Source organism: Burkholderia sp. HI4860 (assembly GCF_002223045.2).
Taxonomy (GTDB): domain Bacteria; phylum Pseudomonadota; class Gammaproteobacteria; order Burkholderiales; family Burkholderiaceae; genus Burkholderia.
Genome location: NZ_NKFO02000001.1, coordinates 823,569 through 848,593, shown reverse-complemented (window position 1 = coordinate 848,593; position 25,025 = coordinate 823,569). Strand labels below are relative to the sequence as shown.

General features: G+C 65.6%; 20 protein-coding genes and 1 pseudogene. 9 read left to right on the top strand and 12 right to left on the bottom strand.

Going from position 1 to position 25,025, the window contains the following annotated elements; genetic code table 11:
- Positions 1-16 precede the first annotated feature (16 nt).
- Positions 17-757 carry an acetoacetate decarboxylase gene (locus tag CFB34_RS03840; protein ID WP_021157498.1) on the bottom strand — a complete coding sequence of 247 codons (741 nt, stop codon included), beginning with the start codon at positions 755-757 and terminating at the stop codon, positions 17-19.
- Positions 758-1,200: 443 nt separating this feature from the next.
- On the opposite strand from CFB34_RS03840, the gene CFB34_RS03835 reads away from it, so the two are divergent.
- Positions 1,201-1,782, top strand: coding sequence for an undecaprenyl-diphosphatase (locus CFB34_RS03835; protein WP_089443706.1), 582 nt, complete (start codon positions 1,201-1,203; stop codon positions 1,780-1,782).
- Positions 1,783-1,815: 33 nt separating this feature from the next.
- Here CFB34_RS03835 and CFB34_RS03830 read toward each other — a convergent pair whose 3' ends face one another.
- The 3 genes from CFB34_RS03830 to CFB34_RS03820 form a co-directional block, all read right to left on the bottom strand.
- Positions 1,816-2,040 carry a hypothetical protein gene (locus tag CFB34_RS03830; protein WP_089428705.1) on the bottom strand — a complete coding sequence of 75 codons (225 nt, stop codon included), beginning with the start codon at positions 2,038-2,040 and terminating at the stop codon, positions 1,816-1,818.
- Between the two features lie 173 nt (positions 2,041-2,213).
- A complete protein-coding gene (locus CFB34_RS03825; RefSeq protein ID WP_089443705.1) occupies positions 2,214-3,035 on the bottom strand; it encodes a siderophore-interacting protein in 822 nt (273 codons plus the stop codon).
- Positions 3,036-3,073: 38 nt separating this feature from the next.
- Positions 3,074-3,784: a PadR family transcriptional regulator gene (locus CFB34_RS03820; RefSeq protein ID WP_089443704.1), complete on the bottom strand. Its 711-nt coding sequence runs from the start codon at positions 3,782-3,784 to the stop codon at positions 3,074-3,076.
- A gap of 810 nt (positions 3,785-4,594) precedes the next feature.
- Between CFB34_RS03820 and CFB34_RS03815 the strand changes: the two genes are divergently transcribed.
- The gene (locus CFB34_RS03815; RefSeq protein WP_089443703.1) at positions 4,595-5,596 is read left to right on the top strand and encodes an FHA domain-containing protein; all 1,002 of its coding nucleotides are present in this window, start codon (positions 4,595-4,597) and stop codon (positions 5,594-5,596) included.
- A gap of 20 nt (positions 5,597-5,616) precedes the next feature.
- Positions 5,617-8,457 (top strand): annotated as a pseudogene (locus CFB34_RS03810) (TOMM system kinase/cyclase fusion protein); the annotation flags it as partial.
- 289 nt (positions 8,458-8,746) lie between these two features.
- Here CFB34_RS03810 and CFB34_RS03805 read toward each other — a convergent pair.
- From CFB34_RS03805 to CFB34_RS03785, 5 genes are all read right to left on the bottom strand, one after another.
- Positions 8,747-9,838: a porin gene (locus CFB34_RS03805; RefSeq protein ID WP_089443702.1), complete on the bottom strand. Its 1,092-nt coding sequence runs from the start codon at positions 9,836-9,838 to the stop codon at positions 8,747-8,749.
- A gap of 175 nt (positions 9,839-10,013) precedes the next feature.
- A complete protein-coding gene (locus tag CFB34_RS03800) occupies positions 10,014-10,736 on the bottom strand; it encodes an SDR family oxidoreductase (protein ID WP_089443701.1) in 723 nt (240 codons plus the stop codon).
- A complete protein-coding gene (locus CFB34_RS03795; RefSeq protein WP_089443700.1) occupies positions 10,714-11,835 on the bottom strand; it encodes a 2,3-butanediol dehydrogenase in 1,122 nt (373 codons plus the stop codon). Before CFB34_RS03795 ends, CFB34_RS03800 begins: the two co-directional genes overlap by 23 nt.
- Position 11,836: 1 nt before the next feature.
- Positions 11,837-13,141, bottom strand: coding sequence for an MFS transporter (locus CFB34_RS03790; RefSeq protein WP_089443699.1), 1,305 nt, complete (start codon positions 13,139-13,141; stop codon positions 11,837-11,839).
- An 18-nt stretch (positions 13,142-13,159) separates the two neighbouring features.
- Entirely contained in the window at positions 13,160-13,693 is a 534-nt protein-coding gene (locus CFB34_RS03785; RefSeq protein ID WP_089443698.1) for a 2,4'-dihydroxyacetophenone dioxygenase family protein, read from the bottom strand.
- A 178-nt stretch (positions 13,694-13,871) separates the two neighbouring features.
- On the opposite strand from CFB34_RS03785, the gene CFB34_RS03780 reads away from it, so the two are divergent.
- A complete protein-coding gene (locus CFB34_RS03780) occupies positions 13,872-14,852 on the top strand; it encodes a helix-turn-helix domain-containing protein (protein WP_089443697.1) in 981 nt (326 codons plus the stop codon).
- A gap of 91 nt (positions 14,853-14,943) precedes the next feature.
- On the opposite strand, the gene CFB34_RS03775 is transcribed toward CFB34_RS03780, so the two are convergent.
- From CFB34_RS03775 to CFB34_RS03765, 3 genes are all read right to left on the bottom strand, one after another.
- Positions 14,944-16,509, bottom strand: coding sequence for a GMC family oxidoreductase N-terminal domain-containing protein (locus CFB34_RS03775; RefSeq protein WP_089443696.1), 1,566 nt, complete (start codon positions 16,507-16,509; stop codon positions 14,944-14,946).
- A 152-nt stretch (positions 16,510-16,661) separates the two neighbouring features.
- Positions 16,662-17,636, bottom strand: coding sequence for a helix-turn-helix domain-containing protein (locus tag CFB34_RS03770; protein ID WP_089443695.1), 975 nt, complete (start codon positions 17,634-17,636; stop codon positions 16,662-16,664).
- Positions 17,637-17,774: 138 nt separating this feature from the next.
- Positions 17,775-18,209: a hypothetical protein gene (locus CFB34_RS03765; RefSeq protein ID WP_242808648.1), complete on the bottom strand. Its 435-nt coding sequence runs from the start codon at positions 18,207-18,209 to the stop codon at positions 17,775-17,777.
- On the opposite strand from CFB34_RS03765, the gene CFB34_RS03760 reads away from it, so the two are divergent.
- Genes CFB34_RS03760 through CFB34_RS03740 form a run of 5 tightly spaced genes read left to right on the top strand, consistent with a single transcriptional unit; the run spans position 18,111 to position 25,004 of the window.
- Positions 18,111-18,356 (top strand): PAAR domain-containing protein, encoded by a 246-nt coding sequence (locus CFB34_RS03760; protein ID WP_242808632.1) that lies wholly within the window; start codon positions 18,111-18,113, stop codon positions 18,354-18,356. The two genes, CFB34_RS03765 and CFB34_RS03760, sit on opposite strands and share 99 nt — an antisense overlap.
- Positions 18,357-21,119: a type VI secretion system Vgr family protein gene (gene tssI / locus CFB34_RS03755; protein ID WP_089443692.1), complete on the top strand. Its 2,763-nt coding sequence runs from the start codon at positions 18,357-18,359 to the stop codon at positions 21,117-21,119. It begins immediately after the preceding gene.
- Positions 21,116-22,510, top strand: a complete 1,395-nt coding sequence (locus CFB34_RS03750) for a hypothetical protein (protein ID WP_143329547.1) — start codon at positions 21,116-21,118, stop codon at positions 22,508-22,510. The genes tssI and CFB34_RS03750 overlap by 4 nt, the downstream gene beginning before the upstream one ends.
- An 11-nt stretch (positions 22,511-22,521) precedes the next feature.
- Positions 22,522-23,745: a type VI immunity family protein gene (locus tag CFB34_RS03745; protein WP_089443690.1), complete on the top strand. Its 1,224-nt coding sequence runs from the start codon at positions 22,522-22,524 to the stop codon at positions 23,743-23,745.
- A 14-nt stretch (positions 23,746-23,759) separates the two neighbouring features.
- The gene (locus CFB34_RS03740; RefSeq protein WP_089443689.1) at positions 23,760-25,004 is read left to right on the top strand and encodes a type VI immunity family protein; all 1,245 of its coding nucleotides are present in this window, start codon (positions 23,760-23,762) and stop codon (positions 25,002-25,004) included.
- Positions 25,005-25,025 lie beyond the last annotated feature (21 nt).

Here is a 25,025-nt window from a genome sequence, read left to right as displayed (position 1 = left end):
AAGGACTGCGGACGTGTTACTGAGCCAGATAATCGTAGACGACTTCGCCGAGACCCAGTGTCAAATCCGCGACGATGTGGCGGGCTTCGACGATTTCGAGCACGGGCAGGTCGGCCACGGGCGCGAGCGCGTGCGGCGCCAGCTCGAGCGATGCGGGGCCCGTCCACGCGCCCTTCATCTTGATGTCCTGCATGTAGTAGCGCACCAGTTCGCAGACGCGCGCGGTGCCGTCGACGTGCGGGATGATCTTCAGCAGGAAATTGGGGCCGGCGAGACGCTTGGTCTGCTCGTCGATGTCGAGTTCCTTGTGCTTGTAGCCCATCGTGCCGGTGGCGACGCGCACCTTGCCGTAGTCGAGCGTGCCGAGGAGGTGGTCGGTGTTCACGTGCAGCGTGGGCGACGCGAGCTTCTTCGGGAAGCCCCACAGTTCGCGGCCGCCGGCGATCGGCGGGTGATCGTCGAGATACATCGCGAGCGTATAGCCGCCCGGCTGGCCGTTGTATTCGACGGGAATCACCTGACCGCTTTCGGTGTAGTCGCCGAAGCCGGTCGAATCGGCCATGCGGATGAATTCGTAATGCACGAGCGGCTCGGTGACCTGCAGCGGCTCGGGGACGATTTCGCGGAGACGGTCCGGATCGGTGCGATACGTGATGATCAGGAACTCACGATCGACGAAACGGTAAGGGCCCATCGGGAAGGCGGGGCTGGTCAACGGCATCGCAAACGCTTTCGATCGGACATCGCTGGGTTTCATGCGGACTCCTTGTTGTTGATCGCTTCGTGGATGAGTGCTCGTAAGCTCGTAATCCTATGCCTGTGCGTGACCGTTGTGCGATGCCGCATTAGGAATTAATTGTTGCCGATTTCGCAGCATTCGCCGCGTAAATATTGAGATGAATGAGGTAAACGGCCTCGGTGGCATCCGGCGTCCCGATGGTTGCACGCGTCGATGACGCCACGATGTGAAAAAGGTGAGTCTTTACGGGATGCCTGGTGAGCCTTTTCGGGAGACGGTCACGCAGGAATGTGACAAATGTGTGAACTTGTGTTGCAGTGCAGGCTCTAAGTGCGTTCGTCGCGGCGGGCTTCGTCGCGCGCGGCCGTCTTATTAAGCATCGCTTAAGCGGGTGCGCCTTAGCATCGTTCGTATCAGGCCGGGCAACCGGCCGATTTTTTACGCCCCACGCAACCGGATTCATGCAGACCCTCAATCTCACCCTCTTTTCCGCCATCAACGCCGGGGTTGCGCCGCAGCCGGGCGTTGCCCGCCTCGCCATCTTCGCCGCCGACTGGCTCGTCTATGCGTTGCCCGCGATGCTGCTGCTGACCTGGATCTTCGGCACGCGCCCGACGCGGCGCCAGGCGATCGAAGCCGGCGTCGGCGTGTGCGTGGCGCTCGTGCTCGCGCAGGTCATCGGACATTTCTGGTTCTCGCCGCGCCCGTTCATGGCGGGCGTCGGCACGCAGCTGATTCCGCACGCGCCGGACAGCTCGTTTCCGAGCGATCACATGACGTTCGCGTGGAGCATGGCGGTCGGGTTGATGCTCGGCGGCACGACCCGGTTCACCGGGTTCGTGATGGTCGCGATGGCCGCGGCGATTGCATGGGGGCGTATCTATGCGGGCGTGCACTGGCCGTTCGACATGGCGGGCGGCGTGCTGGTCGGCACGGCCGGCGCGCTGGCCGCGCACCTGTACGGGCAACGCGTGATCGCGCTGCTCGAGCGGCTCGGCGATTCGGTGCATGCCGCCGTGATGGGCCGCCGGCACGCACCGTAAGTCGTAAGTAGCAGGAGATCGGGCAGGACGCCGTCAGCCGGGTGTCTTGGCCGATTCGGCCGATGCGGACGGGCCAGCGCCCGCATCGTGCAGTTCAGCGGTATCGGCCGGGTGTTGCGCGGCGTCGCGGTCGAGTGCGCTTTCCTTCAGGATCGCGCACATCGCGACGAACAGCGCGAGCACTACCGCGGCAAGGCCGCAATAGCCGACGATCTTCAGGTTGCGAAGGAACGGCGAAGCGTGGCTTTCTTTTGTCATGACCGGGCGCTCCTGGGCGGGCTGCGGCGGCTGTCGCCCGACAGCGGCGTCGCACCCACAGATATATACCAGTCGCGATCGCGGTGCCAAGCCCGCTGGTGCGCCGACGCCACGATTGTGTCATCGGCCGGTCAATCTCAATCGGATACCCGTTTGCCGGGCACCCGCATCCATCAGTCTTCCAGCGTTTCGTGCACGGCCGCCGCGCCGCGCTTCCAGTAGGCCGCCGCGCGGATGCGCGACTTGTCGACGCCGCGCTCGCCGGTCAGGTGCTGGCGGACCGCGCGCATCGACAGCGCTTCGCCCGCCGCCCACACGTAGCCGTCGCCGGACGACGGCAGCGGCAGGTCGCGCACGGCATTCAGCAGCACGTCGCCGTCCGCCGCGTCGGCTTCGGCGCGGAAGCGCCAGATTTCATGCACGTCGGCGCGCGTGTCGAACGCGATCTGCGCGGTGCGATCCGCGACTTCCATCACGACGGCTACGCGCGCGCCGGCCGGCAATTCCTCGAGACGCCGCGCGATCGCCGGCAGCGCCGTATCGTCGCCGATCAGCAGGTGCCAGTCGAAACCGGTCGGGACGACGAACGAACCGCGCGGGCCGCCGATGCCGAGCCATTGGCCGACACGTGCCTGGGCGGCCCACTGCGACGCGGGGCCCGGGTGGTTCAGCACGAATTCCAGGTCGAGTTCGCCGGCGGCGCGGTCGAAGCGGCGCGGCGTGAAGTCGCGCGCGACCGGCTTCGGCTCGCCTTCCGGAAACTCGGGACCGTTCGCGCCGAGCGTCGGCAGCACCGGCCGTTCGGCGCCGGGCGGCGGGAAAAACACTTTCACGTGATCGTCGAAAGACGCGGATTCGAAATCCGCGAGATCGGGGCCGCCGAGCGTGACGCGCAGCAGGTGCGGCGTGACGGTGTGCACGCGCAGGACCTGCAGCAAGCGGAACTTGAGGGTATGACGCACGCGGGTCACGGTGCGGTCGGATGTGTTCTGCATCAGTCCGTTCTCCTTAGGGTTTGAAGGGGCGGCGCGGATTACGCGCCGGTGCCCCCTTCGATTTCAGCCGTCGCGCGGCGCATGATGGCAGCGATGCGGCGCTGTTCGTCGGCGTCGGCGGCGCTCTTGTGCAGCAGCGCGCGCTTGAGTGCGAGACGCGCCTCGACGAACTCCGGCAGCCAGCCGGCTTGCGCGTCGTCCGGCGTTTCGTTGCCCGCCGATTCCCCGGCGAACGCGCGGCGCATGAACTCCATCTTGCGGGCGAGGTGCGTGAGGCGCGCGAACAGCGTGTCGACGCGCTCGCGTTGCGCGTCGAGATGCGCGCGGCCGGCGTCGGTCAGCGCATAGCGCTTGCGGTTGCCTTCCGCCTGCGACGCGACGAAGCCGACTTCTTCGAGATACGTGAGCGCCGGATACACCATGCCGGGGCTCGGGCTGTAGAAACCGTTCGAACGCGTGTCGAGCGCCTTGATCAGTTCGTAGCCGTGGCTCGGTTGCTCGGCGACCAGCGCGAGCAGCAGCAACTGCAGATCGTCGGAGCTGAACTGGCGGCCGCGCGGCATGCCGTCGTCGCCGAAATCGCCAAAGCCGCCGCGCCCGCCACGGCCGCCGAACGGGCCGCCACCGAACGGATCGTGGCCGCGACGATGGCGGCCGATTGCGTACCAGAGACCGGCGAACCCGTCAGGGCGGGCATGCGCACCATGACCGTCGCATCGGGCATGGCCGCGGGAGAGGTTGTGTCGCATGATCGTGTCCTATATGTCGTAAAACATATCTAAAGATATATATCGAAAGATAGGTCGTCAAGGGGATTTATTGGGGCTGGATGGTGCGGCGAGGCTGGTGGCTTGCGGCGGAGACTGCCGTCGATGCGCTTCACTGGGTTCGTCGGCGAGTCGGCCGCGACGATCAGACAGTCGATGCATTGCCGGCTTCTGCAGCCTTCGCCGGCCGTTGATCGTGAGGCAGCCGCGTGCCGGCATGTATCCGCATGCCGATGACATCGCGAGAAAATCACCGTGACACGCTTGAACCTTGCGGCAATTCATGTAATGCAATCTACTAAAACACCGGAAATCATTATTTAATTAGTTTGAACTGTTTGATTTATTTTCTGTTGATCAAACAAAACTTCCGCGCCAGCAAAGGTATTTAAATGCACCCCGTCATTCAATGTGGTGTTTCTGCTCGATGTAAGCCTGTCATGGGTTGCGGGGCGATGAAGATTTTCGACCCTTTATATTTGAAGTGAAGATTCGTCGAAAATGTAAAGCATTGCAATATCAAAACGGGATTTGAGTATTTCGATTGCGATGCGGGATTTTGTTTGGCAGGATTTTAATCAAGTTGCTCGAATTTAAAACAACAAAACCACCGACCATTCAATTAGCCGAAATGACACGCGCCGGATGAGCAACGATCCGAAAAGAAGTTGGCGAAGAAACTGGTAACGAGGCGGCGAACGGTCCACATCGTTCGCGATCACTGAATCAATCGCTTTCCCGGGCGTCGACGCGTCACTCGAGCGATCCGGGCGAATTCGATACGGGGCGGCCATGGCGATACTCAAGAACGATTCTTCCGGGCAAGCGTGCCTGCTCCGCGCGTATCACGTGTTCGGCCGCGATGCCGCACGCTGCGATACGGTCATCCGCGACGCGTCGGTGTCCCGGGTCCATGCCCATATCCGCTGGGTCGGCGGCCGATGGGAGCTCCATGATCACAGCAGCAACGGCACGTCGGTATCGGGCGTGCCATTGCGCGACGGCGAGCACGCGGTGCTGCAGCGAGGCGACGTGATCCGGTTCGGCAGGGCGGGTGTCGCGCCCTGGCGCGTCGCGTCGCTCGACGATCCGGCCGATACGCTGTGGCCGGTACGGGGCGCCGTGCACCCGATCGTGCTCACGCCGCGCCAGATCCTGGCCGCCCACGCCGCGCAGCCGGTCACGATCGTCCGGTCGCCGGCCGGCGATTGGCTGTGCGACGACACGTTGCCGCCGCGCGCGCTCCATGACGGCGATGAAGTGTCGACGGGCGACGTCACGTGGCGCGTGGCGCTCGTGCGCCACGGCTCGACGATGACGCTGCGCGCGCCGGCCGATCCGGCCGTGCCGGCCCGATTGCTCGAATTCTTCGTCAGCCGGGACGAAGAGCATGCGCGTGCGCTGCTGCATGTTCGCGGCGGCGTGGTCGATCTCGGCGAGCGCGCGCATCACTACAGCCTCGTCACGCTCGCCCGCGCACGTTCGGCCGACATGCAGGCCGGCTACGACGCTGCCACGCAAGGCTGGATCGAACTCGACCGGCTGGCGCGCATGCTCGGTATCGATACGTCCCATCTCAACGTGCAGATTCATCGCGCCCGGAGCCAGTTCGCGGCGCTGCCGGGGCTGGACGCGAGTCAGCTGATCGAGCGGCGGCGCGGCAGCGTCCGCTTCGGCGATTTCCCGTTCCGCGTCATGCGCGGCGAGCGCCTTGAATGCCAGTCGGTGCCGGGCGTCGAGCCGCGTATCGGCATGCTTCGTCCGGCGCCGGATCCGGTCGTCCATTGCTCGTGAACGCGGAACGACAGCCCGGGTTGTCGACCGCGACACACGCACGCGTCGCGCTCCCCGCGCATGAATCGCAGCAGCCTGCCGCGCCGTTCGCGGTGCTGGCCGGCAAGCGGCATTACCGGCTCGGTGCGCTGCTCGGCGAAGGCGGCAGCGGCGTGGTGTTTCGCGCGACGTGCGGCGAGACGGGGCAAGACGTCGCGATCAAGCTGATGCGGGACGAGGTCGCGTGGACCGAAGCCGAGCGCGCCCGCCAGCGCATGCGCTTCCGGCGCGAGACGAGTCTGTGCGAGGCGCTGCGGCACCCGAACATCGTGGCGCTGCTGGACCAGGGGGAAGCACCCAATGGGCGGCCGTTCGCCGTATTCGAATACGTGCACGGCCAGACCCTGCGCGACCGGCTTGCGATGGAGGGGCCGCTGTCGGCCGTCGACACGGGAAGGCTGATGACGGAGGTGCTCGATGCGCTTGCAGCCGCGCATCGCCGCGGCGTCGTCCACCGGGATCTGAAGCCGCAAAACATCGTGATCGCGATGGCCGACGACGGGCCGCACGCGAAGCTTCTCGATTTCGGGATCGGCGCGCTGTTGCCCGGCGCGACAGATAGCGCGCCCCAGGACGCGACTCTCGGGGCCGAGGTGCTCGGCTCGCCGTCATACTGCGCGCCCGAGCAACTGCGCAACGAACCGCCGACGCCCGGAAGCGACCTGTACGCGTGGGGCCTGGTCGTGATCGAATGCCTGACGGGCGAAGTCGTGATGCAGGGCGCCAGCGTGGCCGACGTTCTTTATCAGCAGCTCAGTGCGGTGGATGTCGCGCTTCCTCCTGCGATCGCGTCGCATCCGCTCGGCTCGGTGCTGCGGCGTGCGTTGAGCAAGCATCCGGCGCAGCGTGCCGCCTCGGCCGACCAACTCGCCGAGCAGTTTCGCATGCTCAATTTCGCCGCGCTGGTCGGTCCGTTCGATGCCGGCCGTGCAAGCCGGCCTATGCACCCGCCGCCGTTCATGCCGCGCAGTGAGGCGGTCACAACGGCTGGCGAATACCGGCAGGTCACCACGCTGTGCTGTTGCGTGACGATCGCCGGAGACGGCCGGCAACGTCATGCGGGCACCGATCACGGCGCCCTGCTCGATCGCTATGAGGCGCAATGGCTGACGAAGTGCGGGGATATCGCCGTCGGCTATGGCGCGCAGGTCGACGAGCGGCTCGGCGACACGCTGCTGTTCCATTTCGGCCTGCAAGGCGATATCGACCGGCCTGCCCGCCGCGCGGCGCGTGCGGCGCTGGACATGGTGCGGGTGGCCGGGCGCGCGCGGCTGCCGGTGCCGGCCGACGCCGGCTGTACGGACAGCGGCGAAGGCTGGCGCGTCGAAGTGGCCGCCGCGATTCACGTCGGGCAGGTGCTCGCGCCTGCGTCGCAGAGGCCGGGCGGATCGACGCCGGCCGCTGCGTCGCGGTTGTTGCGGCTGGCCGGGCCCGGGCAGATCCTGATCAGCGACGATGCGCGGCTCGCGCTCGAACGGCATGCGGATTTTCGGCCGACAGCGTTGCAGCTGGCCCGGGCGGGCCTCGCGCCACAGCCAGTGTATGAACTGCTCGGCGAGCGTCGGGCCGATACGCCGTTCGATTCGCTCGACGGCGGTATGCGGGCACCGATGATCGGCCGCACGCGCGAACTCGATGCACTGCTGCGTGCGTGGCAGGAGACGCTTGCACGTCATCGTCGCGCAATGCACGGTGTGCCGCCGCGACTTGTCGTCGGCGACGCGGGAATCGGCAAGTCGCGCCTCGTGCACGCGCTGTGCGAGGCCGTGCGGACACAGGGCCACGCGTTCGCGCATTGCGGATGCCAGCCGGAGCGGGAGAATCATGCGCTCTTTCCGATCTTGCGGTTCATCGGCGCGCATTGGCAGCTCGACGCCAACAGTCCGGCCGACATCACGCGCGCGGCGATCGACGCGATGCTGGCGGCGCTCGAATGCGATCGAGCGGCGGCCCGTGTCGCGCTTGCGACCTGGCTGGGGCTGCCCTGCGATGCGAAAGCGGCGAGGCGGACGAGCGAGTGCGAACAGGACGCGCTGTTTGATGCGCTCGAGCAATTGATCGTGTCGCTCGGCAATGGCGCGCCGGTGATGCTCGTCGTCGAGGATGTCCAGTGGATCGACCGCTCGACCGAGGATTTTCTGGCGTACCTGCAGCGCTCGCCGCGTGCGGCGGCGCTCTGCATCGTGCTCACGTCGCGTCCCGCCAGGCTCGCGCGCTGGCGCGGCACAGCCGAGCGCCTGGTATTGCGCCGCCTGCCGCGCGACGATGCGCGGCGCCTGATGTCGGCGCACCTGGGCCAGGGCGCGCTCGATCCGGCCTGGATCGATCCGCTCGTCCGTCGTACGGCGGGCATTCCGCTGTTCATCGAGGCGATCGCGCGCGAGCTGACGATGAGCGGCGCGGACGGCTCGCTCGCGGCGCTGCGGACGATGGACCCGTGCCCGCTTCCGCTCAGTCTCGGCGGAATGCTCGGTCGCGCGTTCGACCGGATCGACGACGCGCGCGGCACCGCGCAGCTCGCCGCGACGATCGGGCTCGAGGTGGATGCACACCTGCTCGCCGCGGCCTCGCCGCACGATCGCGCGACGCTCGATGCGCACCTGCAGCTGCTGCTCGAAGAACGGATCATGTACGCGCGGCATCGGCGCGATCGCGTGTTCTATTCGTTCCGCCACGCGTTGATTCGCGACGCGGCGTACGCGTCGATGCCGCCGGCCGTGCGGTGCGCCAACCATGCGCGAGTCAACCAGGCGCTGGCCGCACAAGTCGATCGCGATGCCGGCGCGCAGGCGTTCGGCGTTGACGGACACTGCGTGCGCGCGTGCATGTGAACCCTGCATTCGATGCACGGATGTCCCAGCGTCGCCGCAACCCGTGTGCTGCAGCGGGCCGGATCGGTCTTCAATAATCTGGAGACAGCCCCATGACAGCCGAGTACACCCTCCAACACCGGAGCCGGCGCATCGTTCACGCTATTGCGCGCCTGTTTCGCCGAGTGGATTCCGGCTGCACGCATACGTTCCGATCCGGTCGGCCGGCGGCCGACTCCGCGCCTGCGTCGTCAGGCGATCCAGACACAGGGTCGCTGCCAGAATCCGCCGAGAAGGCGGCCTAGAACCGCGTACTGAACCCGACCCGCGCGATCGACTGCAGCGCGCCGCTCGACGCGCCGTTCGCATCCATCACGCCATTGATCTGCGCGTTGCTGCCGTGGTTCGCGCGCTGATGCACGCCCGCGACGTACACCATCGTGCGTTTCGACAGCCAGTACTGGACGGCGGCGAGCACCTGGTGCGCGTGCGCGTTGTCGAGCGTGTCGTTGCCCTTCATGTACGTGTAGCTCGTGCCGATCACCCACGCCGGCGATGGCCGCCACGCGGCGCCGGCTTCCGCCGACCACGCACCCGCGCCGTTTTGCGCGTTGCGTACGGTCGTGAAGAGCGCTTTCCCGGTGACCGTGCCGAGCGTGTAGTGCGCGCCCGCGCCCCAGTTGCGCACGCTGGTCGGCGGTAGCCCGTCCGTCGCGCCGTACTTCTGGTTCGTATAGGCCGCGCCCGCGCCGAACGGGCCGTTGTCGTAGCTCGCGCCGACGCTGACCGTGTTGTTCGCGCCGACCGACCCAGCGACGTTCCCGAAGCCGTACAGCGCGCCGACGGTGAGGCCCGACAACGACGGGCTCGTGTACTTGACCGAATTCGCGACACGATTGCTGCCCGCGACGCGATCCCAGTCGAAGGCGCCGGTCGGGTTGTTCGGCAACGCGAGCTTGTCGAACGGGCCGTTGCGAAAGCCGTACAGGCCGACGAGATCCTGCGCGATCTCGTTGCCGCTCGCGGCCAGCGCGTCGACCATGAACTCGTACTGGTTGCCGAGCGTCAGCGTGCCGTACCGGTCGTTCTGCAGCCCGACATAGGCCGTGCGTGCGAACAGCCCGCCGCCGATGATCGAGCCGTTGCCGAGCGAATACTGGTTGACGAGCCGGAAGATCGCGCGCGTGCCCGCACCGAGATCCTCTTTGCCTTCGAAACCGAGCAGGTTCGGGAAGAAGATGTTGTCGTCGAACTTCGCGGCGCCGTGGCCGCCTTGATTGCTGACGTAGCTGATGCCGGCATCCATCAGCCCGAACATCGTCACGCTGCTCTGCGCGAACGACACGACGGGAATGGTGCATGCCGCGAGCGCCAGAAGGGTCTTTTTCGTCATCTCCAATGTGCTCCTCACATGTTTCCGATCGAGTCGGATATTTTTGATTGGACTACTGATTGATGTGAACAAAGTTGAGCCGGACGAATCCCGCCTCAGTGACAACCGAAGGAAATCGATGTGTGACGGGCATCGGCAGCAATCGCGGGCGTGCCGATGCCCGCTCGGCAGCGCACTAGACCGTCGAATACCCGCCATCGACCGGCACGACCGCGCCGGTCACGAACGACGCGCTGGGCGAGCACAGGAACAGGATCACGTCCGCGACTTCGTCGGCCGTGCCCCAGCGCCCGAGCGGCGTGCGTTCGAGGATGCGCCGCGACGCCTGCATGTCGGCCATCAGGCCGCTGCTGAGCGGCGTATCGATCCAGCCGGGTGCGACGGCATTCACGCGAATGCCGCGATCGGCCCACGCCTGCGCGAGCGAGCGCGTGAGTTGCGCGATGCCGCCCTTGCTTGCGCTGTACGCGGGCCGGTCCTTGCTGCCGAAGTACGTGTACATGGACGCGACGTTGACGATGCTGCCGCCGTGCGCCGACAGCGCCGGCCGCGCGGCGTCGGAGGCACGCATCACCGAGGTCAGGTTCACGTTCAGCACGAGCTCGAACTGGTCCATCCGGTATTCGTCCGCGTGCCGGCTGATGCCGACCCCGTTGACGAGCACGTCGAGCCGCGGCAGCGCCGCGATCGTGCTCGTCAGCGCATCGCTGTCGGTCACGTCGAGTTCCACGCAGCGAACAGCCGCATGCACGGGCGCGTGCGGGCCGGCTGCATCGAGCCCGAGCGCGACGACCGACGCGCCGGCTTCCGCGAACCGCATCGCCGTGCGCGCACCGATGCCCGACGTGCCGCCCGTCACGACGACGGACCGGCCTTCAAACGCCCACTGACGACTCATGCTCGACGCTCCCGATGGTCTGTGCGCGACGGGCCGGCCGTTGCGCCGGTGAAACGAGGATCTTGATTTGCGCGCGGTCGGCGAGCAGCGCGTCGAAGCCGTCGGCAACGGCGTCTTCGAGCGACACGGTGCGCGTGACGATCGACGTGAGGTCGAGCGCGCCCGTCGCGACGATGCGCAGCAGGTCTTCGTACGCATGCCGGTAACCGACGCTCGCCGTGAAGGTCAGCTCGTCGTTGACCGCGCGGAACGCGTCGAAGCCGGCATGCGGCATCAGGCCGACCATCACGACGCGGCCGCCCTTGCGCAGTGCCCCCATCGCCGATTCGAACGTGGCCGGCAGCCCGGCCGCTTCGAAACTCGCGTCGACGCCGAGCCCGCCCGTGACCGCGCGGATCGCGTCCTGCAGCGCGGATGCACCGAGTGCGCGCGCGTCGAAGATATGCGTCGCGCCGACGCGCGCGGCCGCCGCGAGCCGTTCGGGCGAGACGTCGACGGCCACGATCGTGGTCGCCCCCTGCAGTTTCGCGAGCATGATCAGCAGCAGGCCGATCGGCCCGAGGCCGAACACCGCACAGGTTTCGCCGAGCCGCAGTTCGCCACGCCGCAACGCGTGCAGCGCGACGGCTGCCGGCTCAATCACCGCGGCCTGTTCGAGACTCACGCCGTCAGGCAGGCGATGCAGCATGTACGCCGGCACGACCGCGAAGTCGGCCATGCCGCCGTCGCCCATCAACCCGGCGAAACCCATCGATACGCACAGGTTGTACGACCCCGTGCGGCAATACGCGCACTGGCTGCAGCGATACTCGGGCTCGACCGCGACGCGATCGCCCGCGCGCAGCGCCGTCACGCCGTCGCCGACTTCGACGACGGTGCCGCAGAACTCGTGGCCGAGCGTCAGCGGCGCGGTGCGGCGCGACAGCGGATGCGGCGTGTCGACCGGAATCGCGTGCGGGCCGTCCGCATATTCGTGCAGGTCGCTGCCGCAGATCCCGCAGTACGCGACCGCGATGCGCACGTCACCGGGGCCGACGCGCGGTGTGTCGATTTCCACGAGACGGACGTCGCGCGGGCCATGCCATTGAAGTGCCCGCATGTCAGTGGCCTCCGACATTCTGTGCATCGAGATGGCTCGCAGCCGAGCCGGCGAGTGCGCGCTTGCGCAGCACGGCGGGCGCGGTCTCGACGAGGCCGAAGGACAGCACGCACGCGAGGATCGCGCCGGCAGCCGACGTCCACATCGCGAACTGCAGGCCGTACGTGTCCGCCGCGAAGCCGGCGACGGTCGGTGCAACGAAGCCGCCGATCAACTCACCGGCACCCATGATCAGGCCGAGCGCGCTGGCGATCGCGCGCGGCGGCACCGTTTCGGCCGGGATCGTCGCCATGAACAGCGTGAAGCAGCCGAGGCCCGTGTACGTGGCGAACACGAGCGCGCCGAGCGCCCACAGCGAGCCGGCATGGATCATCACGACCGGGCACGCGGCCGCGATCAGCGCGAACGCGATCATCGTCGGCTTGCGGCCGATCCGGTCGGAGATCGCCGGCACCGCGAAGCCCCAGAACACCCACGCGGCGCCGAGGCAGGTCATCACGACGCCCATGTCGGACGGCGACAGATGGCGGCTTTCCACGAGGAACACCGGCGCGAACGAGATGATCACCACGAACCACGTGAGAAAGAAGCCGCTGATCAGCACGCAGAGCAGGATGTTGCGCTCCTTCAGCAGCGCCCATCGATTGACTGCCGCGCCGCTCGCGGCCGGTGCGCCGGCGGGTTCGGCCTGCGCGTGCCGCACGCCGCCGGGCGGCGCTTCGCGCACCCAGCGCCAGATGCAGAATGCGATCAGGAAGCCGGGAATACACGACACGTAGAACGCCTCGCGCCAGCCGTACGTGGTTGCGATGCCGATGACCACCGGCGGGCCGATCATCGCGCCGAGCAGGCCGGCAGCGGAGCCTTGCAGCAGGCCCATGTTCAGCCCGCGGCGGCTCGGCGTCGAGCTTTCGACCATCAGCGATTGCGACAGCGGCAGCACGGGGCCTTCGGCGATGCCCATCAGCGCACGGAACGCGATCAGGCTCGCGAAGCCGCCGACGAGCCCCGACAGCGCCGAGCACGCGGAAAAGCCGAGTACGGCCGCGATCAGCAGCGGCTTGCGCGTGCCGCGCGCGTCGGACCACGCGCCCGTCGCGGCACCGGACAATGCCCACGTGAGCGCGAGTGCGGACGACACCATGCCGAGCTGCGTGTTCGTCAGGTGCAGCTCGGCCGACATGAACGGGAACAGGAACGACAGCGCGAGGCGGTCGAAGAACACGAAGCCGAACGTCATGAACAGGATCAGCAGCAACCTGTTCTCGTACGTCCACGCGGATCGGGAGGAGGTGGAGGATGTCATGATGAGCCTCGCCGCACGTCAGCGGAACAGCTTCTCGATTGCTTGCGCGCCGAGGCCGACCCGCTCGTAATGCGCCTTGCACATCGCGATGTACGAATGCACGTCGAAGTAGCCGTCGGGGTTGCCTGCTTCGTCGAGCCAGATCAGCGGCCCCTTGACGATGAAGAACGCGCGCATCGGCTCCGGGTGATCGAACGCGACGAGCGTGTGGCCTTCGCCCGGCGTCTCGTACACGAAATCGCCGCGTGTCGCGGTCCATTCGTGCTCCAGATAACCCCACTTGCCTGACAGCGTGTAAGCGAACACCTCGTGCGGGTGATAGTGCCGGTTCACGAGCCCGGCTTCCTTGGCCATCAGGATGTCGCACCATTTGTTCTGCGACGGGGAGATCCACAGCGGCCGCGACGAAACCGTTTCGGTGAACGGAACGTAATAGCGCTCGTCGTCGGTGGCTGCGTCCGCGATGTACGCTTCGGGCAGTGCATCGGGCTTGAACGGATTGGCAATCGGCGGGATGTTTTGCCAGAATTCGGCTACGGCTTTGTCGACCACGGTTTGTCTCCTTGGGTATCGGTTGTCGTGGGCTCGACTTTAGCCAGCCGGTGCGCGCCGCTCTTGACTGGGCTGGACGAATTGCTTGACCGCGCCGGACATTGCATCGCACCAAAATCCAGACGAACCATCCCCCAATCCGTGCCGTTCCGCACGACAGGCGCCCGCAGGAGGCGACGTGACGAATTCGACCGTTTTTTCCCGAACGCGAGGCTCGACGGCCGACGTGCCGGCGCGCGACAGGATGGCGTACTGGGATGCGTTCAATGCGGCGACGCTGGTCGGGCTGCGCTGTTCGTCGCTGTCGCCGGCCGGGCTCGAGGTCGAGAAGACCGACATCGCGTTGCCGGGCCTCGGCATCGCGGACATCAGCGGCCAGGATCACGTGATCGAGCGCAGCCCCGCGCTGGTGCGGCAGTTGCCGAAGGAGTCGCTGTTCGCGTGCCAGATCCTGAGCGGGCGCGCGTATTTCATCCAGCGGGACCGTTGCCTGCTCGCGGACGCCGGCGATGTCGTCGTCTACGACACGCGCGTGCCCTATCTGTTCGGATTCCTGACGCCGATGCGGCAGCTGCTGATCGATATCCCGATCACGACGTTCGACGACCGGCTCGATGCGGAACTGGCGGCGCTGCCGCTGCGGATCGCGCCGAAACCGGGCGCGGGCGCGATGCTCGGCGCGACGTTGCGCGCGAGCGTCGAGCGCTTCATGAAGGATCCGGTCGAGCGTGACGCCGCGCGGTTCGCCGAACACACGCGCACGCTGATCGCGGAACTCATCCATGCGGAGGTGAATGGCGCGGGCGCGTCGCGTGCTTCGCTGTCGTATCTGCTGACCGCGAAGCAGTACATCGCGACGCATCTGGGCGACCCGGAACTCGGGCCGCAGGCCGTCGCCGATGCGGTCGGGCTGTCGCTGCGGCATCTGAGCCGGCTCTTCGCGGCCGAAGGCGAGTCGATCACGCAGCACATCTGGTCGGAACGGCTGTCGCATGCGTATCGCGAGCTGACCGATGCGCGGCTGCGCAAGACGAGCGTCGGAGAAATCGCGTTTCGCTGGGGCTTTTCGAGCCAGGCTCATTTCAGCCGTGCGATTCGCGAGCGCTATGGCGCGTCGCCGATGGCGCTGCGCGAGGCGGCGCGGACCGACGGGGGGTGATTCCGGCAGGTGATGTGGATGGAGCGGCGGCGCGTGTTTCACGCGCCGTTTTTTATTGTCGTGAAGGAAAACGCCCGCGCGCCGCGTTGCGTTACTCTGCCAGCATGAATTCGGCGCAGCGCTCCGCGATCATGATCGTCGGCGCGTTCGTATTGCCGGACACGATGCGCGGCATCACCGACGCATCGCAGATCCGCAATCCGTCGACACCTTGCACCGCGAGTCGCGGTGTGACGACCGCATGCTCGTCGTTGCCCATGCGACAGGTGCCGGCCGGGTGATAGACGGTTTTCGCGCGGTGCCGTACGTAGTCGGCGAGTGCCGTGTCGGTCAGCGTCTCGGCCTCGCGCACGATGCGCGCGAGCGACGGCGCGCGGATGATCTGCCGCGCGAGCGCGACACCGCGCACGAGGCCGTCGACATCGGCCGGATCGGACAGCGCGCCGCTGTCGAACAGGATCGGCGCGGCCGGATCATTGCCGCGCAGTTGCACCGAGCCGCGCGAGCGCGGCCTGAGCAGGCACGGGTTGATCGACAGCCCGTGGCCGGGCAGCGGCTCGCGATCGACGTCGCCGACGAGCGTCGGCAGCACGTGAAACTGGATGTCCGGGCGGCCGCTGCCGGTCGTGTCGACGAACGCGCCGGATTCGACGACGTTCGACGTCAGCAGGCCCGTGCGACATAGCATCCACTGCAGCCCGTGTCGCAACGCCTTCAGCCCGCGATCCTCGCCCAGCAGGCTGACGGGCGCATGGCTGCGGCCGTAGATCGAGACTTCGAGATGATCTTGGTAGTTCGCGCCGATGTCGCGGCTGTCGTGCAGCACGTCGAGGCCGTGCGCGCGCAGGTGTGCGCCGGGCCCGATGCCCGACAGCATCAGCAGTTTCGGCGTGCTTAGCGCGCCGGCCGCAAGCACGACGTCGGCGCGCGCGGCGGCCGAGCCCGTCGCACCGCTTTCCGTCCGCCATTCGACGCCGGTTGCACGCCGGCCGTCGAACCGGATGCGCGTGACGCGGCAGCCGGTCAGCACGCGCAGGTTCGGGTGACCGATCGCGTCGGCGAGATAGGTGGCCGCGGTACTGCCGCGCTGCCCGTCGAAGATCGTCGTGTGATAGAAGCCAACGCCATGTTGCGCGGTGCCGTTGAAATCATCGTTGTAAGCGATGCCGGCTTCCTGCGCGGCCTTCACGAACGCGAGGCTCAGCGGATGCCGGAAGCGCGTGTCGCCAACCTTCAACGGCCCGTCGGTGCCGTGAAACGGCTCGGAGAGCCGCAAGTGCGACTCGGCGCGCTTGAACACGGGCAGCACGTCGTCCCAGCCCCAGCCGGTGCAGCCGAGCGCGGCCCAGTCGTCGTAATCGTCGCGCGTGCCGCGCACGTACAGCATCGCATTGACCGAACTGCCGCCGCCGAGCGTGCGACCCTGCGGCACGTAGGTCTTGCGTCCCGCCGCGCCGGCTTGAGGCTCGCTCTCGAATGTGACTGTGCGCCGCGTGCCGAGCACGCGGATGAACGTCGCCGGAACCCGGATGAACAGGTTGTCGTCCTTCGGGCTGTCCTCGAGCAGCAGCACACGCCTGCCGGCTTTCACCAGCCGGTGCGCGACCGTGCAGCCGGCCGAACCGCCACCGACGACGATATGGTCGTACGTCTCCATCCCGCTTCTTCTCCTTGCTGTCGGGCGGCGAAACGAGTGCCGCCGCGCAGGAAGCCAGCTTAGCGACCGCTAGGCGGCCCCATTTGATCGGGACGGACGCCGTGCTTGCCTCGCAGGGACACGGCTGCGGGTGGCGGGTGGCAAATGGCGGGCTAGCGCATGTCGTCCGGCGCCGGTGCGCGCGTATCGCTCGGCGTCTCGCCGAAGCGCGCGCGATAGCTGCGGCTGAAGTGCGCGCTGTTGTTGAAGCCCCAACGGAACGCGATCTCGCTGACCGTCAGGTGTTTCAGCGACCGGTCGCGCAGGTCGGCGCGGCAGCGTTCGAGCCGCCGCGCGAGGATGTAGCGCGTGAGCGGCATCCCTTCGATTTCGAAGACGCGCGCGAGCTGGCGCGGCGACAGGTTGATCGCGCGGCTCACCGACTGGCTGTCAAGGTCGTCGTCGGCGAGATGGCTGTCGATGAACGCCTTGGCGCGCGACAACGTGTGGACGGTCGACTTGGTCGGCGACGCGTTGCCGTCGCGCAGCCGCAGTATCGACTGCACGAGATCGAGGATCGCGGCGGCGCGCCGTTCGCGCGCATCGGGCGTCGGATCTTGCGGCGCGGCGAGCAGCGCATGGACCTGCCTTACGGCCCACGACGCGACGCCGTCGTCACGATCGATCTTGACGAGGCCGCGGTAACGCCACGGGCCGACGCGCGCCTCGAACACGTCGCGCGGCACGTCGAGCACGGTCATCGCCATGTCGGCGGGAAAGCCGTGGCCGTACGGCATCGACGTGTCGTAGAAGACGAGGTCGCCGGGCCCGTGGTGCATGCAGTCGACGTCCTGGAACGTATAGCCTTGCCCGGCGTGCATCAGGCAGATGAACACGGCGTCGCGCGGGTCCGCATGGATGTTGTGCGGCGTGCGCACGACCGCGTGCCGGTTCGCGACGATGTCGCAGGCGCCGAACAGCCCGAGATCGCGCTTGCGCAGCGATGCGTCGATGCCTTCGGACGACTTGCCGCTGCATTCGATCCGCACGAGCATGCGCGCGACATGGTCGACCCAGAAGTCGACGCGCTCGTGGCCGCGAACGGCGCGCGTCGAGATCGTGGCGATCTCCGTGCTGGTGTCCGGCATGACGTTCTCCCAATGACCGCCTGAGCGGCGCAGTCTCGGGTATGGCGGAGGGCGTGGTCAATCCGTGAAAGACCCGGGGCGGGTGTGTGATGCGCTTGCGGCGAGGCGTTGCGGGCGGAGTCCGAGGGGATGTCCGTATCAGGCAATAGAAACGGCAGGTGTGGTCAAGTCGAGGAGGCGTTTTTGCGGTAGGCGTACGGCAGCGAACCAATCAAGCGCAACGGATTTGTGCTGAAACCAAAGCATCAACATGAACGCATCGTAACGGCTGAGATTCGTCATGACTGACGGTCGGTATCTCCTGATTTCCCCGATTACCGAAAGGACGGTGTAAATGAAGGGCGTCGTTTTCCTGGCCACAAACAAACTCGGAAAAATCGTATTCATCCCATAGTCGGCGCCGAATTTCCGCGTTATCAATCTCGATCTCCGTGACTTGCGAGATCGTTGATGAAAAATGAACAAGGCCTCGACATGGTCCGCGTGGGCGATACAACCGACCACGGCGGCGAAGTCATCGAATGCGCGGATGACCTGAAACATCTCGGAATTGGCGTGGCGCTTGACGGCCATGGCGTTCGTTGTCCGAAATGCGGTGGCGTTTTTCCTTTGCTGGCGAGTGGCCCCCGCACGCATCACGGTCGGCGCGTGGGTTATCACGGCGACAAGACGGGGTGCGGTGCGACCGTCGTCGGTCGGCGAGCGGCGGGGGCCGAGTAAATGGCGCTTTTTGCTCAGGCTCGCACGCTGTCGATCGCGGGTGCGTCGTTGCCGACCTATGGCGTGGATGCGCTGCCGGTATTCGTCCCGGTGCGCCTGCAAGGCACCGAAACCATCGGCCGCCTCGACGAATGCCGCTACCTCGTCACGCTGCGCACCGACGACGCCTATGCCATTTCGCCGAGCCGCACGGCTGATCTCGATCTGGACAAGATAGTCGGCACGGAAGTCACCGTGTCGATCCAGCTCGAAGGCAAAGGTCGGTTCATTCCAGGGCTGGCGGGTGCCGCCGGACTTGGCAATATCGGCGCGGGTACGCGTGAAATTACCGGATTGGTCGAAACAGCAAGGCTTGCCGGTCAGGATCGCAAGGCGATCCTGTACGAACTGGAACTGCGGCCATGGCTCCATCGCGCGACCCTGACGCAGGATTGCCGTCTGTTTCAGGATATGACCGTCGTCGAAATCACCGACGCAGTGCTTTCGAAGTATCCCTACCCCGTCGACAAGCGTCTCGGCGCATTCAGGGGCGTCTACCCGAAACGGGACGTACAGCGACAGGCCTTCGAATCGGACTGGGCGTTCCTGCAACGCCTCTGGGAAGAATGGGGCATCTGGTGGTGGTTCGAACACGATGACGGCCATCACCGTCTGGTCCTGTGCGACGCGATGGGCGGACACCAACCGCACGGGGAGGCTTATGAGACGTTGCGCTATCTGCCGCCCGGCGGTCAGCGCATCGACGAGGAACACATTCACACGCTGTCCGTGACCAGTCGATTGACGGCAGGCTCCGTGAGCGTGACGGATTACGACTACACGCGGCCACGCGCGAGGCTGGGCACTACCGCGGAAGACCCTCGTCCGACGGCCTGCTCGGATGGCGAGATTTATGATTGGGGAGACTACAGTCAGCCGCTCGCCGGCGCGCAGGGGCTGACTGGCCAGCCAAACGATACGGAGCGGGAGGCGCGGCACTTCGCGCGCGTTCAGCTCGAGGCGCAGCGCTGCATGGGGCGGCGTGCGCACGGCAAAGGAAGTTTGCGCGGCCTCACGGTCGGCCACACCTTTACGCTCATCGGTCATCCGCAACAGGCGGCGAATCGTGAATACGTGGTTGTGTCCTGCACGCTCGATATCGAGGACCTCGCCGGGAGGACCGGTCATGCGCAGACCTATCGCGCCCACGCGCAGTTCGAACTGTTACCGACGAACGAGCCGTTCAGGCTGGCGCGCAGCGTTTGCAAGCCCGTTTTGAGCGGGCCGGAAAAAGCAATCGTCGTCGGCCCCGCCGGGCAGGAAATCTGGACGGACCAATACGGCCGCGTGAAGGTGCAATTCGAGTGGGACCGGCAAGGCCAGCACGACGAGAATTCGGGTATCTGGCTGCGTGTGCTGTCGCCTTGGCAAGGCGCGGACATGGGTGCGACGTTCATTCTGCGTATCGGCCATGAAGTGGCGGTGTCGCACTACTACGGCGACCCGGATTTGCCCGTGATTATCGGGAGCACCGTCAACGCATTCCGCCAGCCTGCACTGGACCAGCCGTACAACCACGCGGTGTCGGTCATTCGTGGTCGGGAGCTCCATGGCACGGCATCCGGCCATCTGGCGATCGACGATACGCGGGAGCAAATCCAGACGCAGCTTGCGAGCGATGCGGGCACGTCGCAATTGAGTCTCGGCAATATCCGGCGCATTACCCGAAAGAAGGGGCGTGCCGATGCGCGTGGCATAGGCTTCGATCTTCGCACCGACGATTGGGGCGTCGTTCGGGCGTTGAGGGGTTTGTTTGTATCGACGGACGGCCAACCGGGCGGCCCGGGCCATGCGAAGGACGCCAAGGAGGCCATAGGCCGACTCACTCGGGCGCGCGAGCTGCAGGAAAGCCTCACAGGCCTGGCGCAACGGCACCAGGCACAACAGCCCGACGCGGACCAGAGCGATGTGGCCAGGTCGATCAAGGCACGCAATGATGCAATTCGTGGCAATACGCCTGCCGGCCCGGACGATTTCCCGGAATTGACAGAGGCGGACATCGTACTGGCCGGACCAGCCGGATTCGGTCTGGCGGCCGAGCGTAGCGCTCATATTGCGAGCGGCGAGGATGTCGCCATAACGAGCGGCCGGCATGTCGGGCTTGCCGTAGGGCGTTCGCTGTTCGCGAGCGTGTCGAATACGTTCTCGCTGTTCGTGCACAAGGCCGGCATGGCGCTCGTCGCCGCGGCGGGGAAAGTGCGGATTGAAGCGCAGACCGACGGTGTCGACCTCACAGCAAAGAAGACCATCAACATCACGAGTACGGCCGACAGTATCCACTTGCACGCGGCGGATGAAATCGTACTGCACGCGGGAAGTACCGAGGTTCGCATCAGCGAACGGGGGTATGTCGTAAAGACAGCCGGCGAGCACACGGTCTATGCAGGCAGTCATCAAACGTTCGGCCCGGAGTCGGTGACGAAACCGTTCCCGGGGATGCCGGGCGCGGACTTCGAAGAGTTCTACACCCTTCGAGATCGAGCGGGCAAGGCGCTTCCCGACCGCATTTATCAGTTGACGCACCCGAATGGTCGTGTGGTCGAGGGACGCACGAATGCCGCGGGACATACCGTGAAGGCCTATGCCGAATCAAGTGCGCCCGTGCATTGCGAGGCGCTGCCCGATGATGCGACGGATTGGGTGCGGGCGCGGTATTGGGACGACGAAGCGGAATACAAGCTGGATTTTGCGCGCATCAGTGAATTGGGAGTGAGCCGATCATGACAACCACAACCCCACCGCCTCGCAAGCAAGCGCCGAACGTACCGAAACCCGGCAAGGGCAGTCAGACGAAACGGCCCGACGCGGCGGGCACGGTGTTGCCCGTCGAGAACCCGATGGACCTTTGGTATCTGTGCCAGAAAGCCGGCTTTGCGGAACAGTTCCCGATGCGCGATGCACGAGGGCGTGCGCTGTGTCAGCGGCAGGTGTCGCGCTGGGTGCATTACGACTGCAAGGGAAGTTTCTGGCAATGGCCGTATTGGGGGGAAGTCGGCTTCGACATGCTTCCTGCTGGTGGGCGACCACCCGAGGCCATCATGAGCCGCAGGGAGCCGTTCCGGCCATCGACCATGCCGCTATCGCGTTACGAGATCATCCGGCGACGCGTGGCGTTCCAGGCGGGCATCGACGAGGGCACCTTGCCGTGGGTGCAGATCGGCTTGGCAGAGCCGCTGGTGACGACTGCGTATCTGGAGGAGAACCTGTCGCCCGATGAGGTGCGCGAAGCGTACCGGCTGGTGCGTTCGGCCGATACCGGGTGGGACTGGACAGAGCTGGATCGGCCGAAGATCCCGGGGCTGTTGCGCATTCCGGACGTGATTCGCTTGCGCGACTACAAGGGGGGCACGGGCTCGGCGCGGTTTGCTGCCGACAACATTGCTTACCTGATCGAAATCAAGTTCGAGGGGGACGTGTTGACGGATGAGCAGACGCGAGCCTACTACAAGATTGTGAACGGTGAGATCAACAAATTCCGCCTGCTGGAAACGAAGGTGTGCGAGACGCCACGCCGCCGTCGCGAATGGCTGGAGAAGGCGCGTAAGGCGGAGCCGGTGTTTCGCACAGTCGAAGGCGGCGTGACCTCGCCGGAGCGGCTCAAAAAGTTTCATGCGCAACTGCCTCAATCGGCCCTGTTGCTGCACGACATGGAGGCCGAGCAGCAGGCAGTGCGGCGAGTGTTCGGGGGCGGCGCTCGGCGGATTGATGACCATCGTTATCTGGCCGAGTTGCGGAGCTACGACCCGACGGGAGCGGAGCGCGAGGAAGCGGAACGGCGACGCTTGCGAGAGCAATTGACGCTGATTCTCGGTGCGCCGTTGGCGGGCGCGGCGGCCGGAACAGCCCTTGCCGGCGCGGGTGCCCTTGCCGGCGCTGCGGGCGAACTAGGCGGCGCGGTGGAATTGGTTGGGCACGGGGCGCAGACGCTGGCGCGTTTCCCGATCGGGAAGGTTGCCGTGACGGCGGCGGCGGCCAATGCCGCCATCTATAACGCAGCAGCCCAGACGCCGCCCGCAAGCGACAGCGAGGCCCCAAGGATGACGCAGGACGCGATGCGGATGCTGGAAATGCTGAATCACAACGCGACGGTGCGCGTGTTGTATCTGGCGGATTAAGGAGAACGAGCGTGGAATTCTTTGAGGAATGGGATGCGGCGAAGTGGCACTTCACTTACGGGTCTGAGGACGATCCGGATAAGGTTGTATTGCAGGGCGGGCTGGTGATCGTGTTCTACCTGCTGAAGTCATATGCGCCGTCGAACCGGGCGCAACTGGCCGGGGTGATGCTGCGGCTGGAGGAGATCATGGGCCAACGGTTGCAGTGGGGCTACTGGGAACATCCGCGCAAGAGGGGCAAATACACGCCCGAGCGCTTTTCCACATTTGCGGAATCAGTGCGCAAGCAACCACCTACGCATGTTGTCCAATTTACTTGGTCGTCTGGTCCGGGTTATGACTTCGTAGGCGATTGGGGGATGCGTGGGTTTTCTCAGATGAGCCTGAAGGAAGAGGCATGGAAAACAGTTTCATATTTTCAAATCTATTTTCCGGTCGAGGTGTTGCACGGCAATGGGCGCGCGGCCTTCGAGAAGCTATTGGCGGAATTGGCGATGCGATTGCCCGTGTCGCACGGCTACGCGGGGTTAGGTCTTCAGCAATGCGATGAGTTTCATCGCTACGAGAACCTGGAATTGGAACTTGCCGAGCAATTTTTGGGGTTTGACGTTGCCGACCCCATGGGGCATCCGGAATTTCGCGATGGCATCAAGAGCGTGAGTTGGTACACGATCCTGCATCGAAGCTGGCTGGAGAAACTAGGCGGCCGAGAGGCGCTGGAGCGGGCGGTCCAAAACGAGGCGGCGAACGGGCTGTCGCTGGTCGATTACTCGAACGGCGTGATGGTGAAGGCGGGTGAATGGCCATCGCTGGGTTGGACGCAGCGCGATCCGCAGCCGGCCGCCTACGTGGCTGCAAACCGGCTCTTGAAGCCGATACGCGTGCCCGAGTTACGTTGTCTGCACATGGGTTCGATCGTAGGCGAAGTTCGGTTCGACGAGATATCGACAAATGAGTGGCTGCGCCGGTTCGATGCGCCGGGAATCTGGCCGTCTCGCCCGGTCGAGCCGACTGCAATTTCACTTGCACCGCCCGCGACAGTTCAGCTCGAGCCTGCAGCACCGCCGGTCAGCGTTCGTGTACTGCGTGCGCGTCCGGGCCAGCCGTGTCCACGCGAGGGGGATTGGTTCAGTCCGTTCCTGAAGCGCACGCTGCGAGTAAAGGCGGGGGACCCAATGCCGGGGCCGGAGACGACGCAGCAGGGAGCAGTGACTTGGTATCTGCGCGAAGACTGAGGCTGAGGACGATCGTGGAATTCTTTGAAGAATGGGATGCGGCGAAGTGGCACTTCACTTACGGATCAGAGGACGACGCGGATAAGGTCGTGTTGCAGGGCGGGCTGGTGATCGTGTTCTACCTGCTGAAGTCGTATGCGCCGTCGAACCGGGCGCAACTGGCCGGGGTGATGCTGCGGTTGGAGGAGATCATGGGCCAACGATTGCAGTGGGGCTATTGGGAGCATCCGCGCAAGCAAGGCAAATACACACCTGAGCGCTTTTCCACATTTGCTGACTGGGTCCGTACGCGACCGCTTACGCATGCAATCGAATTTACCTGGTCATCCGGGCCGGGTTTTGACTACGTGGGCGATTGGGGGATGCGTGCGTTTTCGCAGGGAAGCTTGTTCGAAGAAGCATGGAAAGACCTTTCTTACCTCCAAATCTATTTGCCAGTCGGGGTGTTGCGCGGCAACGGGCGAGCAGCCTTCGAGAAGCTACTGGCCGAATTTGCGATGCGGCTACCTGTGTTGCATGGTCACGCCGGGCTCGGTTTTCAGCGGTCAAATGAAGGGCATCGCTATGAGAATTTGGAACTGGAACAGGCCGAGCAATTTTTGGGATTTGACGTAGGTAATGGTCTAGGTCACGACGAACTACGTGAAGGCATCAAGAGTGTGAGTTGGTACACGATCCTGCATCGAAGCTGGCTGGAGAAACTAGGCGGCCGAGAGGCGCTGGAGCGGGCGGTCCAAAACGAGGCGGCGAACGGGCTGTCGCTGGTCGATTACTCGAACGGCGTGATGGTGAAGGCGGGTGAATGGCCATCGCTGGGTTGGACGCAGCGCGATCCGCAGCCGGCCGCCTACGTGGCTGCAAACCGGCTCTTGAAGCCGATACGCGTGCCCGAGTTACGTTGTCTGCACATGGGTTCGATCGTAGGCGAAGTTCGGTTCGACGAGATATCGACAAATGAGTGGCTGCGCCGGTTCGATGCGCCGGGAATCTGGCCGTCTCGCCCGGTCGAGCCGACTGCAATTTCACCTGCACCGCCCGCGGACGAACCGGCCGCGACACTTCAAATCGAGCCTGCAGCACCACCGGTCAGCGTTCGCGTACTGCGTGCGCGTCCGGGCCAGCCGTGTCCACGCGAGGGGGATTGGTTCAGTCCGTTCCTGAAGCGCACGCTGCGAGTAAAGGCGGGAGAGCCAATGCCGGGGCCGGAGACGACGCAGCATGGAGCCGTGACGTGGTATTTGCGCGAGGTAGACGGCTGACTGGGCCAATCAAGGAGCCGC